Genomic DNA, 14,587 nt, shown 5'->3' on the forward strand with positions numbered 1-14,587 from the left:
AGATGATGGGATCGAAGATCGCCCAGCATATCAAGGACCTGGCGGAGGATCTTCGCCGAGACTGGCAGCTTTATGTGTTGTTGTTGCCGATGCTCGTCTGGTTCCTGCTTTTCCTCTACAAGCCGATGGAAGGCTTGCAGATTGCCTTCAAGGACTTCAGCCCGTTCCGTGGCGTTGCCGGCAGTCCCTGGGTCGGGTTCGAAAATTTCCGGACGCTGCTCAATGACCAGATCTTCATCCGCGCCTTCATCAATACGATCACCATCAGCGGCCTGGGGCTGATCTTCGCCTTCCCGGTGCCAATCATCCTGGCCTTGATGTTCAATGAGCTGCAGAGCGAAGTCGGCCGGCGTTTCTCACAGACCGTCGTCTACCTTCCACACTTCATTTCGGTGGTGATCGTTGCAGGCATCGTCATCAACCTGCTGTCGCCAACCACGGGCGTGGTCAACCTCGTGCTGTCCAGCCTCGGCTTCGATCCGATCTACTTCCTGACACAGCCGGAATGGTTCCGCACCGTGTTCATCGGCTCCAACGTCTGGAAGGAGGCAGGCTTCGAATCGATCGTCTATCTCGCTGCCATCGCCGGTATCAGCCCGACACTCTACGAATCCGCCCGGGTCGACGGCGCCTCGCGCTGGCAGATGATGTGGCGCATCACCCTGCCCTGCATTCTGCCGACGATCATCATCATGCTGATCATCCGCATCGGCAACCTGGTCGAGGTCGGTTTCGAATACATCATCCTACTCTACCAACCGGCCACCTACCGCACCGCCGACGTTGTCTCGACTTATGTCTACCGGACCGGCCTGCAGGGAACCCAGTACGACCTGGCGACTGCCGCCGGCCTGTTCAACGCGGTCATCGCGTTTGCCCTCGTCTTCACGGCCAACCGGATCAGCCGGAAGGTCTCATCAACCTCGCTCTGGTGAATGTCATGGCCACTTTCAGCCTATACTCGCGCGGCGACCGTATTTTCGGATATGCGAATGCGGCCCTGATCGGACTGTTCGTCCTGTCGACCCTTTATCCGTTCATCTATCTGCTGGCGGTATCGATCTCGTCAGGTGCGGCGGTCACCTCCGGGCAGGTCATTCTGTTTCCCAAGGACCTGACGCTTGCGGCCTATGAATTCGTGCTGTCCGACCGCCTGTTCTGGATCGCCTACGGCAATACCTTCATCTACACGTTCGGCGGCACCGCGGTCAGCCTGGCGATCATGATCCCCGGCGCCTATGCGCTGTCGCGCACAAGGCTGCGCGGACGCAAATTCCTGAACCTGATGGTGGCATTCACCCTCTGGTTCAATGCCGGCATGATCCCGTTCTTCCTGAACATGCGCGACCTTGGCCTCCTGGATTCGCGTTTCGGCCTGATCATCGGCTTTGCCTGCAATGCCTTCAACGTCATCCTGCTGCGCAACTTCTTCGAGTCCGTGCCGAAATCCTTCGAGGAAGCGGCGAAGATGGACGGCGCCAGCGAATGGCAGCTGCTCTGGAAGGTATTTATTCCGCTGTCCAAGCCGGCCATCATCACCGTCGGTCTGTTCTGCATCGTCTCGCGCTGGAACAGTTACTTCTGGGCCATGGTGCTGCTGCGCGGCGAGGAAAAGATCCCGCTCCAACTCTACCTGAAGCGCATCATCGTCGACCTCACCGCCAACGACGAGTTTGCCAGCAGCCTGCTGAGCTCGCGCTACTCATTCGAAACCGTCACAGCCGCGATCATGATCGCCTCGATCATTCCGGTGCTGCTGATTTATCCGAGCATCCAGAAATACTTCAACAAGGGCATCACCCTTGGTGGGGTCAAGGAATAACGGCCAATTCTGTTTAAGGAGGAGAAATGGAATGAGACGTTTTGGGAAAAGGCTTTCGCTACTTGCCACCTGTGCGCTTCTGCAATTGGGCAGCGCCGCCGCCGAGGACGCGTCGACGAAGATTGTCGACGATCCGCTCGAACTGACGATCCACTTCCATTTCCGCGACAAGTACGTCTACACGGAGAACTGGCCCGTTGAGAAAAAAGCGGCCGAATGGACCGGGATCCATGTCAAGAACGTGGCCTCGCTTGCCACCAGCAACAGCCGCGACGCTTTCAACCTGTTGATGGCGTCTGGCGATCTGCCTGATATCGTGGGAGGCGATGTGACAGGCGGCCTCAAGGACGACTTTATCCGCTACGGCATGGAAGGCGCCTTCCTGCCGCTTGACGACCTGATCGCCGAAAACGCCCCCAACCTGAAGAAGTTCTTCGACGATCATCCCGTGGTGCGCCGCGCCATCAGCGCGCCCGATGGGCATATCTACTTCATCCCTTATGTTCCGGAGGGAGAGTATTCGCGCGCCTGGTTCATCCGGCGGGACTGGCTGGACAAGCTCGGTCTCAAGGAGCCGCAAAATGTCGACGAGCTCTACACCGTGCTCAAGGCATTTCGCGAGAAAGATCCCAACGGCAACGGCAAGAAGGACGAGGTTCCCTATTTCGCCCGCGAGCCGATCGAGGCGGTGCGGCTCATCAATATGTGGGATGCGCGCGTCTCGGGGTCGGAACGCTACGGCGACTTCATGGTCGAGGACGGCAAGATCGTCCACCCGTGGACGACGGCAAACTACAAGACCGGGATTTCAAAGGTTGCCCAGTGGTTTGGCGAAGGGCTCATCGACACGGAAGTCTTTACTCGCGGCGCACGCGTTCGCGAATACATGCTCGGTAACAATATCGGCGGCATGACCCATGACTGGTTCGCCAGCACCTCGAACTATACCGAGGCTCTGAAGGACAGCGTTCCCGGTATCAATTTCGCACCGATGCTGCCACCGAAAACGGTATCGGGAAAGCGCTTCGAGGACAGTCGGCGTGCGACCGTTCAGCCTGCCGGCTGGGCGATCTCCTACACCAATCAGCACCCCGCCGAGACGATCAAGTACTTCGACTTCTGGTTCTCCGAAAAGGGTCGCATTCTCTCCAACTGGGGTGTCGAGGGCGTCAACTACGACATGAAAGACGGCAAACCGGTCTACAAGGACAGCGTCCTCAAGAACCCAAAGCCGGTGAACGCCCAGATGTGGGAGATCGGCGCCGGCGTGCCGCGCGGCTACTGGGCCTCCTACCCGTCCGAACAGCAGTGGACCAACAAGATGGCCCTCGACGGGATCGCCATGTACGAGAAGGAACCCGGCCTGCTGCAGCCCGAATTCACCGGCGTCTCGATGAGCGCCGAGGAACGGGCGGTCTACGACAAGTACTGGCCGAGCCTGCTCACATACATGACCGAGATGCAGCAGACCTTCGTGCTCGGCGCACAGAATGTCGACGCCTCCTGGGATGCCTATCAGGCTCGCCTCGAACAGCTCGGCCTGCCCGAGGTCATCAAGGTCATGCAGACGGCCTACGACCGCCAATACGCCAAGAACTGACACATCAGGGCGCGGCGCGGCCGCGCCCTATTCACTCCCCGACTTGTTAAAGGACGTCATTTTCGATGCCCAAAGCTGACGAAGCCCCACGACTGCATTATCTCGACGAGCCGAAACCCGGCACGCTGACGATCACCTATCAGCCGAACGGCTCCGCCATCCAGGAGAACCCGCCGCGTTTCAGCTGGCTGCCGGCGCTGGACGACAATGCCCGCTATGCCCTCAAGGTGTCGCGCGATCCATCCTTTCCGCCGGCCGATACACTGCTGTTCGAAGACCTTGCCTGGAACTTCTTCACGCCGGACGTAACCTTCGAACCCGGCGTCTATCACTGGGGCTTCGCGCTGTGGGATAACGCATCCAAAACCGTTGTGTCCGCCTGGAGCAGCGTTCGCACATTCGAGATCCTGCCCGGCTTGCCGGAAACGCCGCTGCCGCGCGCGGAAACCCGTTGGGAGGCTGCGGATCTTCGCCATCCCCGACTTTGGCTCGGTCCGAGCGAGGTCGGCGATTTCCGCGAGTGCCTGAAGAAAGACGCAGATCATTGCGGTTGGCAGGGCTTTTTCGACAAGTCCGTCACCCCGTGGCTCTCGCGCGATTTCATCGCAGAGCCTGCCCTCTATCCCAACAACGTGCGCGTCGCGAAACTCTGGCGGCAGATGTACATCGATTGCCAGGAAGCCATCTACGCGGTGCGCCATCTGGCGATCGCCGGCGTCATTCTCGACGATCCCGCGTTGATCACCAGGGCGCGTGAATGGCTGCTGGCGATCGCGCGATGGGATCGTACGGGCGCCACCGCGCGTTCGTACAACGACGAGGCAGCCTTCCGCGTCGTCACCGCACTCGCCTGGGGCTACGACTGGCTGTGGGATCATCTCGACGACACGGAACGGACGGAGGTCCGCGACGTCCTGCTGGCGCGGACGCGCGAAGTTGCCGATCATGTCCTGTGGCGCGCGCGCATCCATGTCTTCCCCTATGACAGTCACGCCGTGCGCTCGCTATCGGCCGCATTGACGGCCGCCTGCATCGCTCTTGCTGGAGAAAGCGACGAGGCAGAAGGCTGGCTCGACTACACGATCGAATTCCTGTTCACACTCTATTCCCCGTGGGGCGACGCGGATGGCGGGTGGGCCGAGGGTCCGCATTACTGGATGACAGGCATCGCCTACCTGACGGAGGCCGCCAACCTCATCAAGAACTTCCTGGACGTCGACCTCTACAAGCGGCCGTTCTTCCATAAGACCGGCGACTTCCCGCTCTACACCAAGGCGCCGGGTACCCGTCGCGCCTGTTTCGGAGACGATTCCACCCTCGGCGACCCGCCGGGCGTGAAGGTTGGCTACAATGTCCGCCAGTTCGCAGGCGTCACCGGCAATCCCTACTACCAGTGGTACTACGAGCGCCTGAAAGCCGACGCCGCCGGAACCGAAATGGAGTTCTACAATTACGGCTGGTGGGACCTCAATTTCGACGATCTCGTCTACCGCCACGACTATCCGCAGATCGCAGCCCAGGCGCCCAGCGACCTGCCGCCGGTGAAATGGTTCAAGGATATCGGGTGGGTCGCCATCCAGAAATACATGGACGATCCAGCGCGGCATATCCAGTTCCTGTTCAAGAGCAGCACCTTCGGCTCGCTCAGCCACAGCCATGGCGACCAGAACGCTTTCCTGCTCTATGCCTTCGGCGAAGATCTGGCCATCCAGAGCGGCTATTACGTGGCCTTCAACTCCACCATGCACCGCAACTGGCGACGCCAGACCATTTCCAAGAACGCCATCCTCATCGACGGCAAGGGCCAGTATGCCGACGGCGACAAGACGATTGCAAAAAAGGCCGGGGGACGGATTGTCACCGTGCGCGAGGAGCCGTCCCATGTCTTCATCAGCGGCGATGCGACGGCGGCCTACCGGGCTGCAGATCCTGACGTATTGCGGGCCGAACGCGACGTCTACTTCACCGCAAGCGATTTCGTCGTTCTGGTCGATCGCGTCGAGTGCTCCGGGCCAAAGCCCGTTCAATGGCTGTTTCATGCGACACGACCGATGGACGTCGGCACCAACAGCTTCCGCCTGACCGGAGAGCGCGCCGGCCTTTACGGGCAGTTCGTGCACTCGACCTCCGGCCCGCCCAATGTTCGCCTGGTCGAAGGTTTCGAAGGTGTCGATCCCGCCGACGTCGAGGGCATGGATACCCAATACCATATCGAGGCCAGCCTGCCCTCGGCGAGCAAGCACACGCTCGTCACCCTGCTCGTTCCCTATTCGCTCGATGAGCCGCGGCGGGTCTTTAACTTCATCGACGACCAGGGGTTCAGCGCCGACATCTACTTCACCGATGTCGACGACAACCAGTTGCGCATCGTCATCCCAAAGAACTTCTGATCACGAAAGGATATTTCCATGAACGGACTGAAAGACAAAGTCGTGCTGGTCACCGGCGGCGGACGCGACATCGGCAAGGCTTGCGCCGAGCGACTTGCCAAGGAAGGCGCAAAGGTCGTCGTCACCTATTTCGGCTCCGCGTCAGGCGCCGAGCAGAGCGTCGGCGCGATCAAAGCGGCGGGCGGCAAGGCGGTCGCACTTAGAGCGGACATGACCAATGCGGCGGATGCCCAGGCTGCGGTCGACAAGGCCCTGTCGGAATTCGGCAGGCTTGATGGCCTCGTGCACGTCGCCGGCGGCATCATCGCCCGCAAGACGCTGTCCGAGATGGACGAGGCGTTCTTCCGTGAAGTGATCGACGTCAATCTGACGTCGTTGTTCAACGCAACCAAAGCCGCGGTGCCCGCCATGAATGAAGGCGGCTCGATCGTCACCTTCGCGTCCCAGGCCGGCCGTGACGGCGGCGGTCCCGGCGCCGTCGCCTACGCGACCTCCAAGGGGGCCGTGATGACGTTCACGCGTGGCCTGTCGAAGGAACTCGGCCCGAAGATCAGGGTGAACGCCGTCTGCCCTGGCATGATCTCCACGGCTTTCCACGACACCTTCACGAAACCGGAAGTGCGCGAGCGGGTTGCGGCAGCGACACCGCTCAAGCGCGAGGGACAATCGGCCGAGGTCGCAAGTCTGGTCGCCTTCCTTGTCTCCGACGAGGCTGCCTTCATCACTGGCGCCAGCTACGACGTCAATGGCGGCACGTTCTTCTCGTAGGACCAGAACATGACAGTCACATCTCCGATCCATGGGAGCAGGGTCGCCCTGCTCGGGACCTCGCTCGTCCAGCAGAATCACCAAGCCGGCGAGCGGCATATCCGATCGTCGGCCAGGGGCTGGTCGACATGGGCGGAGGTGCTGACCCATGGCCAGCTCGATATCACCGTCTTCCACGACCCACGCGTACATCCTGGCTGGGAGCCGAGCGGGCGGGTGGGTGACTCGCGCGGCTTCGGTGGCCTTAACGCCGGTGTCTCCGGCCAAAAGGCCCTAGATATCGCCAACCGGATCGACCAGGTCCTTGCGCTTGATTTCGACCTCATCATCGTTGACGCGGGAACCAACGACATGATGGTGGAGACCAAGGAAACCATTCAGGCGATCCGCGAGGCGATCGTGTCCCGCCTGCTCGATGCCGGCAAGCTGGTCATCCTGCTGCCGATCCTTGCCCGCGGGACGCAAAAATGGTCGGCCGGCGGATCGGAGCGTGCCAAGGCGCAATGGATCAACCAGAAGAGCCGTGCCTTCGCGGCGCGAAGACCCCGTTGCCACATCTTCGACTGGAACGGCGCCTGGGTCGACTGGCATAGCGCGGACGGCGTTCCACACGCAGGATTCTCCGATGACGGCACGCATTTTTCCGTGCCGGGCGGTCATGCCGTCGGCAAGGCGTTGGCCGAGTACCTCCGCGGGCTGCTTGCTCCGCACGTTCCCGAACGGTGGGCGCGGGACGATCGTTTCAACCCGGTTCACAATCCCCTCGGAAGTTTTGTTCCCGATCCGCTTCCGGGCAACGCAAAGGCGTTTGCCCGGCCGCCGTCCGATTGCGACGTCACGGCCAGCCGTGCCGTAAGCAGCACCGGTCATCCGGCAGGCTGGCAAGAAATCAGTCTGGAAGGCGGCCATTGCGTCCTGGAGATCTTACCGGAAGGATTCATCAATCCGCTGCCGGCCGGCGCCTGGGTCCGGGCGAGCTGCGCGGTCGAGGTCGACGCACATGACGGCTGGCGGGACATCTCCCTTGTGCTTGAAGACTGTGGCCCGGAAGGTCTGACTGCACAGGCACTTGCACCTTTCGATCTCGGCGACGGCAACCTCGCGTCCTATCCGACCGAGGCATGGTCAGGCATGCTGAGGACACCGCCGATCAAAATCAAAACGCCATCCCAGAGGCTTCGGCTCGCGCTCAACCTGCGCATTGTCTCATCTGGGCGCCCGGCAACGATGCGTTTCTCCACGCCGCTACTACGCCAGGTCGACCCGCCCAGGCCGAACCGATTGACCGGTTCGCCGTCTGCAGGACATTCCCGGTGCCGCGAGTGACTTCGAAGGGACCCGCCTATCCAGACGCGCCCGCTGCGAAAGCGACAACGCGGTCAGGGGCCGATTTGAATCAGGCCTCTTTTGCTATCACCGTCGAGAGTGTCCATGGCCGCGAACAAACGCTCGCGCTCGATGAGCCAGGGCTTGAACTGCTCATTCACGTCCAGGACGAACACCAGATCTTCGGCCTCCAGATATCCCGCCACGGGTGAGTGGTGTCCTGCTCCCGCTCCAAAAATCGTCCTACGATCGAAGTTGATGATGTAGCGACGGTCGGGATCGTTAGCGTGCGTCATGTGCTCACGGAACTGCTCGGCGGTCAGGTTCCGCAGCACGGTGACCTGGCGGCTCGTCTTCTTTCGCGCAAGCTCAGCCAGCTCGTCCAAAGTGAGCCCTATTATGCAGTACCCCGTCCAGCACGTACCTGTTCCGGACAGGACGTCGGCCTCGGTCGTTTCGTCTTCACCGATCGAGCGGAAGCTGTTTGCAAGGCTTGCAGGTCCACACCGCGAACCGTTCGACTGCCACGTGACGCGTTTGTCAAAGGCAGAAGCGACCGGGAGGTTCCAGGCTTTTTCGAGAAGATCTGAACTGCGAATGACAGATGTCTCGATCGCTTTGGGAGCAACGGATGTCTGAGAAGGCACGACGAATGTCGCCGCAACGAGCAAACCCAAGGCGGCCGCAAAGCCAAGCACGACCCGATGTTTCATTGTCTGATCCCACAAGGCAAGGACGATCAGAAACAATGAACCAGGGACAAGATGTCATCAATGGAGGCCGATCTGCCTTGCACCTTCGCGAAACAGCGTCTGCTGTTCGGGCCCCAGATGAAACGCGGTCAGAAAATCGCTCAGGCTGTAACCTGAAAACCGATGGTGGATCGACGCCACGTAGCCACGCCCTTCGTCGAGCCGGCCGATGAGCGCCAGCGATAGCGCCGCGATCGCCAGAATGTGGGCATGGGCATTCGGCCGAGCCGCAGCCTTGACGGCCCAGCCGGCGGCCTCCTCAAAGCGTCCGAGGCGCACGAGTGCCAGCGCCCGGCTTGCCAGCATGCCGAAGAGCAGCGGATCAAATGGACTGAGTTTTCGCGAAAGATCAGCCGCCACAATAGCTGCCTGCGCATCGCCGGACTGAGCCTGGACGAAAGCGAGCGAATAATGACCAAGCGCAAAGCTGGGGCTGAGTTCGACCGCCTGTTCCAGCTCGCCGACGGATTGGTCGTGCAGGCCCCGCAGCCAGAGCGCTCGGCCGATTGCCCAATGCGCGGCCGGGTCGCGATCATCGGCCATCATGCTTTGGCTGGCTGCCCGATACGCGAGCTCGACCTCCACGTCCTGATCCGCCCAGTGCTGGAAGGCGCTTTGAAAATGGGTGAAGGAAAGGCCCGCGTGAGCGCGGGCGAATGTCGGATCGAGGTTTATCGCGGTCTCGAAGAAGTGTTGGGCCTGTTCATTGTTGCTCCTGGTGAAGCGATACATGTGCCAGAGCCCACGGTGATGCGCCTCCCACGCATCGAGAGAACTAGGTGGCTTCAGGATTGCCCGGTTGCTCTCAAGCGATTCGACTTCACGCTCGATGGTGACGACGATCCGGCTGCCGATCTCGTCAAGCAGAAGAAAGGTCTCCGCGGCATCGTACTCGAAGACCTCGGCCCAGACGATACGGGCGCTGTGCGCCTCCGTAAGTTCGACGCAGACGGTGATGCGCCTTCCGAGGCGCTGGAACGAGCCGTTGACGACATAGTCGACGCCGAGCATCCGGCCAGCCTCGTGCGGTGTGTACCGGCGGTCGCGCAGGGCGAACATGGTGCCCTGGGCGATCACGCTGAGGCTTCGCTGTCGGGCGAGCCGTGTGATGATGTCGTGAACGAGCGCATCCGACGACCCACCCGGAATGGCCATCGGCGACGTGTCATCGAAGGGCATGATGGCGATCGAGGCACGGCGATGCGTCTGAGGTGCTGCTGTTTCGCTCGGCGCCGTTTCGGCGACGGGCCCCGGATGCACTATGAACGTCTCGTCAGCCTGAGCCCTGGCCGTGCGCCAGATCTCTCGAAGAGGTTTGCTGTCAACGCCTTCACTATCGAAAAGCTTGGCAGTCGCTGCCAGGTGCTCCTCTCCTTCCCGAACGCGCCCGTCGGCAGCAAGGCTTTGCAGCAGCAGCTCGTGGGGACGAAGGTCAAAGGAGGCAAGGGCAATCCAGCGATCGAGATAGCTGCGCACTTCCTCATGGCCGGCGCGTTGTACGATGTGATCGAGGAGAGCCGCATGGGTATCGCGCAATCGGCGCCGTTGGAAGGCCAGCCAGCTGTCAAATGCCGGGCAGCGCTCAATCGCAAGGCCGTCAAGAAAATCGCCGACAAAAAGATCGGCCAGGGATCGCAACTGTTCCGGTGCAAGCGTCCTGAAGCCGTGTCGATGGGCTGCGGTAACCTCGATCGCATCGACCGAGCAATCCGACAGATTGAGGGCGATCGTATCGCCCTTGGAACGGACGCGCTGCTCACCGATCAGCGACCGGATCTTGCTCAGACACCATCGCAGTTCACCGCGCGGATCGTCGGGAACATCCCACAGAAGGTCGCAAAGCTGAGCCCTGCCAGAGGGATGAGGCGAAAGCGCCAGATAGGCAAGAAGAGCACGCACCTTGCGCGATCCGGGCAACGGCACGTCCACGCCTTCACGGCGAATTGCCAATGGTCCGAGCAGTCGGAGCGTTAACGACGGCATGTCGATCTGCCTTCGCCCGTAAGGTTCCATGGTCATTACCACGCCGGCTCCCACGCCGGTTCCCACGCTCTCTGCCTAAACCAGAAGCCGCGGAAGATCAGATGCTCGAAACAGGCCTGTGACAGACGCACCATGACCCAATCAAACTGCCTTAAGGAGGAAAAAATGTCCACATCCGCAGCTCTAGCCGACCAGAACCACCAGCCTGCCGTCGACTTCGGCGCGCTCAAGGCCCGGCAGCAAAACGCGTGGTCTTCAGGCGATTACGCCGTCGTCGGCACGACCCTGCAAATTGTTGGCGAGAGCCTCTGTGAAGCGCTCGATCTGCGCGCCGGTTCCAAGGTGCTCGACGTCGCCGCTGGCAACGGCAACGGTGCGCTTGCCGCCGCCCGGCGCTGGTGCGACGTCACCGCGACGGATTACGTCCCTGCGCTCCTGGAGCGCGCTCGTGAGCGCGCCAAGGCTGACCGGCTCTCCATCACCTTCCGGGAGGCAGATGCAGAAAACCTGCCCTTTGCCGATCAGTCGTTCGACACTGTGCTCTCGATTTTCGGCGTGATGTTCACGCCCGATCAGGAGCGGGCCGCCGGCGAGCTCCTTCGTGTCTGCAAGCGCGGCGGCTCCATTGGCCTTGCGAACTGGACCCCCGATGGCTTCATCGGGCAGGTGTTCAAGACGATCGGTCGCCATGTCCCACCGCCGGCAGGTGCCCGCTCGCCGGCGCTCTGGGGATCGCGCCCGCGTCTCGAGGAACTGTTCCCGGCCACGTCCGCCTCGGTTGCGGCAATGCCGCGGGAGTTTGTGTTCCGCTACAAGTCGCCCGAGCATTGGCTTGAGGTCTTCCGGACCTTCTACGGCCCTGTTTTGAAGACCTTCGCCGCCCTGGAACCCGCGGGACAGGACGCGCTCGCTACCGATCTGCTGGCGCTCGTTGCACGCTTCAATCGCGCCGATGGCGGCACCATGGTGGTGCCGAGCGAGTATCAGGAAGTCGTTGTTACAAGGCTCTGAGTCAAGGCTATGTTGAACCATGTCACCGCCGCGCACGCGTCTCGATCCGTGCTCGGCGGTGTACATCGAAACGGTCCAACCTTTCGACGATATGTCATCGATGAACCTCCCAAGCGAGCGATCAACGTAACGCCGACGACACTCACCCTCTCACTGGATAGCCCAGCGCCACAAACTGGCTGCTGATGAGGTGCTTCTGTATCGAGCAGCCGCGCGGACGTGCACGCGACCTGTGATCACGTGCCCATTTTCCCGACAACACGCTTGTTTTTCCTTCGGCGGTCGGTCCGCTTGACTCCTCCCTAGAACGCATCTAGTAAGTTGTAGGCCTAACCCTACATTTGGACATCATGACCCGATCAACCTCGAATGCAACTCCCACGCTGTCGCTGACAGACCTGCCAGGTCCGGACGTGCCCATTCGCCGTCTGAGCCATCCTTGGCGCTGGATCAGCGGTGGTGCCGTCATCCTCCTGCTGGCAGTGATCGGTCGCGCCTTTGCGGTTGGTCAAATCCAGTGGACGGTCGTCGGGCAGTTTCTAACGGCCGGCGTCATCATCACCGGTTTCGGCTGGACCCTTTTGATCTCGGCCTGCGCGCTTGCACTTGGCGTGGTCCTCGGCTTCGCCTTCGGGATCATGCGCCTTTCGGAAAATCCAATCCTGCGCTTTGCCGCCTGGCTTTACGTCTGGATATTTCGCGGCACGCCGGTGCTGCTCCAGCTCCTCATCTGGTTCAACATCGCACTCGTCTTTCCCCGTCTCTACATTCCGGGCCTGGTCGACGAGCGCATGGTTGATGTGGTGACGCCCTTTGTCGCTGCCGTTCTTGGTCTCGGCGTCAACGAGGGCTCTTATCTGACGGAAGTGGTGCGCGGCGGAATCTCGTCCGTCGATCGCGGCCAGAAGGAAGCGGCCCACACACTCGGCATGACGCCCGGCCAGACGATGCGGCGCATTATGCTGCCGCAGACCCTTCGGTTGATCCTGCCGGTTCTTGGCAACAGCGCCATCGGCATGCTGAAATTCTCCTCGCTCGCCGCCACGATCGCCATGGGCGAAATGCTGAACGCGGCCCAGCGGATCTACTTCATCAACGGCGCGGTCATCGAGCTGCTGTTCGTGTGCGCCGCCTGGTACCTCGCCGGAACGACGGTCCTTTCCATCGGTCAATATTATCTCGAACGCCATTTCGGCCGCGATGCCGCTGCCAGCAATCGAAGCTGGTTCAAAGGACGGGCGCGGCGTCTCGCCGCTGTGAGGGAAGCATGAGTCTCGCGGTCAAGGCGGTAGGTATCCGCAAGAGTTTCGGCAGCCACGAGGTATTGAAGAACCTCGACCTCGAAGTCGCCTATGGTGAAGTGCTGTGCATCCTCGGCCCTTCGGGCAGCGGCAAGAGCACGTTCCTTCGGTGCATCAACCATCTCGAAACGCCAAACGGCGGTTATGTCTGGGTCGATGGTGCGATCATGGGCTACGCGCTCCATCGCGGCGCCCTGCAGGAGCTGCCCGTCAAGCGACTACGCGCACAGCAGAGTCAGCTCGGCATGGTGTTCCAACACTTCAATCTGTTCGCGCATCTGACGGTGCTCGGCAATGTCATCGAAGGGCCGATGATCGTGCGCGGATTGCGCCGGGCCGAAGCCGAAGCCCGCGCCATGGATCTGCTGGAGCAGGTCGGCATGGCGGCCAAGGCCGAAAGCTATCCGTCGCAGCTTTCAGGCGGCCAGAAACAACGCGTGGCAATCGCCCGGGCGCTCGCCATGGAGCCACGGGTGATGCTGTTCGACGAACCGACCAGCGCGCTCGATCCGGAGCTTGTCGGCGAGGTGCTGGAGGTCATGCGCAATCTGGCGCGCGGCGGTACCACCATGATTGTCGTCACCCATGAGATCGGCTTTGCCCGCGAGGTGGCAGACCGCGTCGTGGTGATGATCGACGGAGAAATTCGCGAGACCGGCGCGCCGGAACAGGTCCTCAGCAACCCCGGTGATCCGCGCGTGCGCACATTCCTCAGCCGCGTTCTGGCCTGAGAAATTTCAGCTTAAAAATGGGAGAACAGAAAATGAAACGACTGCTACCAATAGTTCTGGGACTTGCCTCCACCACATTCATCAGCCTGTGTGTAGCCGGAGGGGCCCATGCCGCGGCCGATGAGAAGCTGGCCGCCGCCCTGCCCGAAGCCGTGCGCGCCGCTGGCAAACTAAACGTCACCATCAGCCTTGCCTATCCGCCGATGGAATACAGCGATGCCGGCTCGACCGACCTGAAGGGTTTCGACATCGATCTCGCCAAGGCCGTCGCCGAGCGCCTCGGCCTGACGGCCGAGTTCCAGAACGTCGAATTCCCGCAGCTCATTCCTCAGGTCGTCACCGGCCGGTCCGACATGATCATGACCGCCTTCTCCGACAAGGTCGAACGCCAGACACAGCTCGATTTCATCGACTACTTCAAGACTGGCAACGTCTTTTATTCCACGGCCGATCAGCAGGGAGAGATCAAGGTTGAAACCGATCTCTGCGGCAAGACCGTGGCCGTGGCGACGGGCACCAGCTGGGTCACATGGGCGGAAAATGTCGGCAAGACCAATTGTGCTGCCGACAAGCCGATCACGGTCATCCAGATCCCCACACAGGCCGAACACATCATGCAGATCCGCCAAGGCCGTGCACAGGCCTCGGTCATCGGCCTGGAGGGCCTGCTCGATCTGATGAAGCAGGAACCGGGCAAGTTCTACCAGATCGGCAAGGTCGACGAGATCAATTACTACGGCATCGCCTTTGCCAAGGCGAATGGCCCCTTGCGCGATGCGGTGCTTGCAGCGCTCGAGGCGCTGAAGGCGGATGGTACTTATGCACAGATCCTCGATCGTCATGGCTTGAAAGATGCTGCCGTGGAAGAGTTCAAGGTGAACGGAACCACGAAGTAACGGAGCC

General features: G+C 61.2%; 12 protein-coding genes. 10 read left to right on the top strand and 2 right to left on the bottom strand.

Going from position 1 to position 14,587, the window contains the following annotated elements; translation table 11 throughout:
* Nucleotides 1–5: 5 nt before the first annotated feature.
* The 6 genes from C6558_RS05320 to C6558_RS05345 all read left to right on the top strand — a co-directional run bounded on the left by C6558_RS05320 (nucleotide 6) and on the right by C6558_RS05345 (nucleotide 7,906).
* The gene (locus C6558_RS05320; RefSeq protein ID WP_025430109.1) at nucleotides 6–935 is read left to right on the top strand and encodes a sugar ABC transporter permease; all 930 of its coding nucleotides are present in this window, start codon (nucleotides 6–8) and stop codon (nucleotides 933–935) included.
* A gap of 5 nt (nucleotides 936–940) precedes the next feature.
* A complete protein-coding gene (locus C6558_RS05325; protein ID WP_057207292.1) occupies nucleotides 941–1,822 on the top strand; it encodes a carbohydrate ABC transporter permease in 882 nt (293 codons plus the stop codon).
* A gap of 31 nt (nucleotides 1,823–1,853) precedes the next feature.
* The gene (locus tag C6558_RS05330) at nucleotides 1,854–3,422 is read left to right on the top strand and encodes an extracellular solute-binding protein (RefSeq protein WP_057217147.1); all 1,569 of its coding nucleotides are present in this window, start codon (nucleotides 1,854–1,856) and stop codon (nucleotides 3,420–3,422) included.
* Between the two features lie 65 nt (nucleotides 3,423–3,487).
* Nucleotides 3,488–5,812, top strand: coding sequence for a DUF4962 domain-containing protein (locus tag C6558_RS05335; protein ID WP_107026908.1), 2,325 nt, complete (start codon nucleotides 3,488–3,490; stop codon nucleotides 5,810–5,812).
* A gap of 18 nt (nucleotides 5,813–5,830) precedes the next feature.
* Nucleotides 5,831–6,580, top strand: coding sequence for an SDR family NAD(P)-dependent oxidoreductase (locus C6558_RS05340; protein WP_057217143.1), 750 nt, complete (start codon nucleotides 5,831–5,833; stop codon nucleotides 6,578–6,580).
* 9 nt (nucleotides 6,581–6,589) lie between these two features.
* Nucleotides 6,590–7,906 carry an SGNH/GDSL hydrolase family protein gene (locus C6558_RS05345; RefSeq protein WP_063997105.1) on the top strand — a complete coding sequence of 439 codons (1,317 nt, stop codon included), beginning with the start codon at nucleotides 6,590–6,592 and terminating at the stop codon, nucleotides 7,904–7,906.
* A gap of 53 nt (nucleotides 7,907–7,959) precedes the next feature.
* Here the strand turns inward: C6558_RS05345 and C6558_RS05350 are convergent, their stop codons facing one another.
* Both C6558_RS05350 and C6558_RS05355 read right to left on the bottom strand, forming a co-directional pair.
* Nucleotides 7,960–8,619 (bottom strand): phytochelatin synthase family protein, encoded by a 660-nt coding sequence (locus tag C6558_RS05350; protein ID WP_057217238.1) that lies wholly within the window; start codon nucleotides 8,617–8,619, stop codon nucleotides 7,960–7,962.
* Nucleotides 8,620–8,676: 57 nt separating this feature from the next.
* Nucleotides 8,677–10,671, bottom strand: coding sequence for a transcriptional regulator (locus C6558_RS05355; RefSeq protein ID WP_107027103.1), 1,995 nt, complete (start codon nucleotides 10,669–10,671; stop codon nucleotides 8,677–8,679).
* Between the two features lie 135 nt (nucleotides 10,672–10,806).
* On the opposite strand from C6558_RS05355, the gene C6558_RS05360 reads away from it, so the two are divergent.
* The 4 genes from C6558_RS05360 to C6558_RS05375 all read left to right on the top strand — a co-directional run bounded on the left by C6558_RS05360 (nucleotide 10,807) and on the right by C6558_RS05375 (nucleotide 14,580).
* Nucleotides 10,807–11,652: a class I SAM-dependent methyltransferase gene (locus tag C6558_RS05360; protein WP_057217139.1), complete on the top strand. Its 846-nt coding sequence runs from the start codon at nucleotides 10,807–10,809 to the stop codon at nucleotides 11,650–11,652.
* Between the two features lie 350 nt (nucleotides 11,653–12,002).
* On the top strand, nucleotides 12,003–12,923 hold the full coding sequence (locus C6558_RS05365) for an amino acid ABC transporter permease (RefSeq protein ID WP_082523563.1): 921 nt from the start codon (nucleotides 12,003–12,005) through the stop codon (nucleotides 12,921–12,923).
* Nucleotides 12,920–13,684 carry an amino acid ABC transporter ATP-binding protein gene (locus C6558_RS05370; protein WP_057207285.1) on the top strand — a complete coding sequence of 255 codons (765 nt, stop codon included), beginning with the start codon at nucleotides 12,920–12,922 and terminating at the stop codon, nucleotides 13,682–13,684. The genes C6558_RS05365 and C6558_RS05370 overlap by 4 nt, the downstream gene beginning before the upstream one ends.
* Before the next feature lie 32 nt (nucleotides 13,685–13,716).
* The gene (locus tag C6558_RS05375) at nucleotides 13,717–14,580 is read left to right on the top strand and encodes an ABC transporter substrate-binding protein (RefSeq protein WP_025430120.1); all 864 of its coding nucleotides are present in this window, start codon (nucleotides 13,717–13,719) and stop codon (nucleotides 14,578–14,580) included.
* Nucleotides 14,581–14,587 lie beyond the last annotated feature (7 nt).

Source organism: Ensifer sp. NM-2 (genome assembly GCF_003024455.1).
GTDB lineage: Bacteria > Pseudomonadota > Alphaproteobacteria > Rhizobiales > Rhizobiaceae > Ensifer > Ensifer canadensis.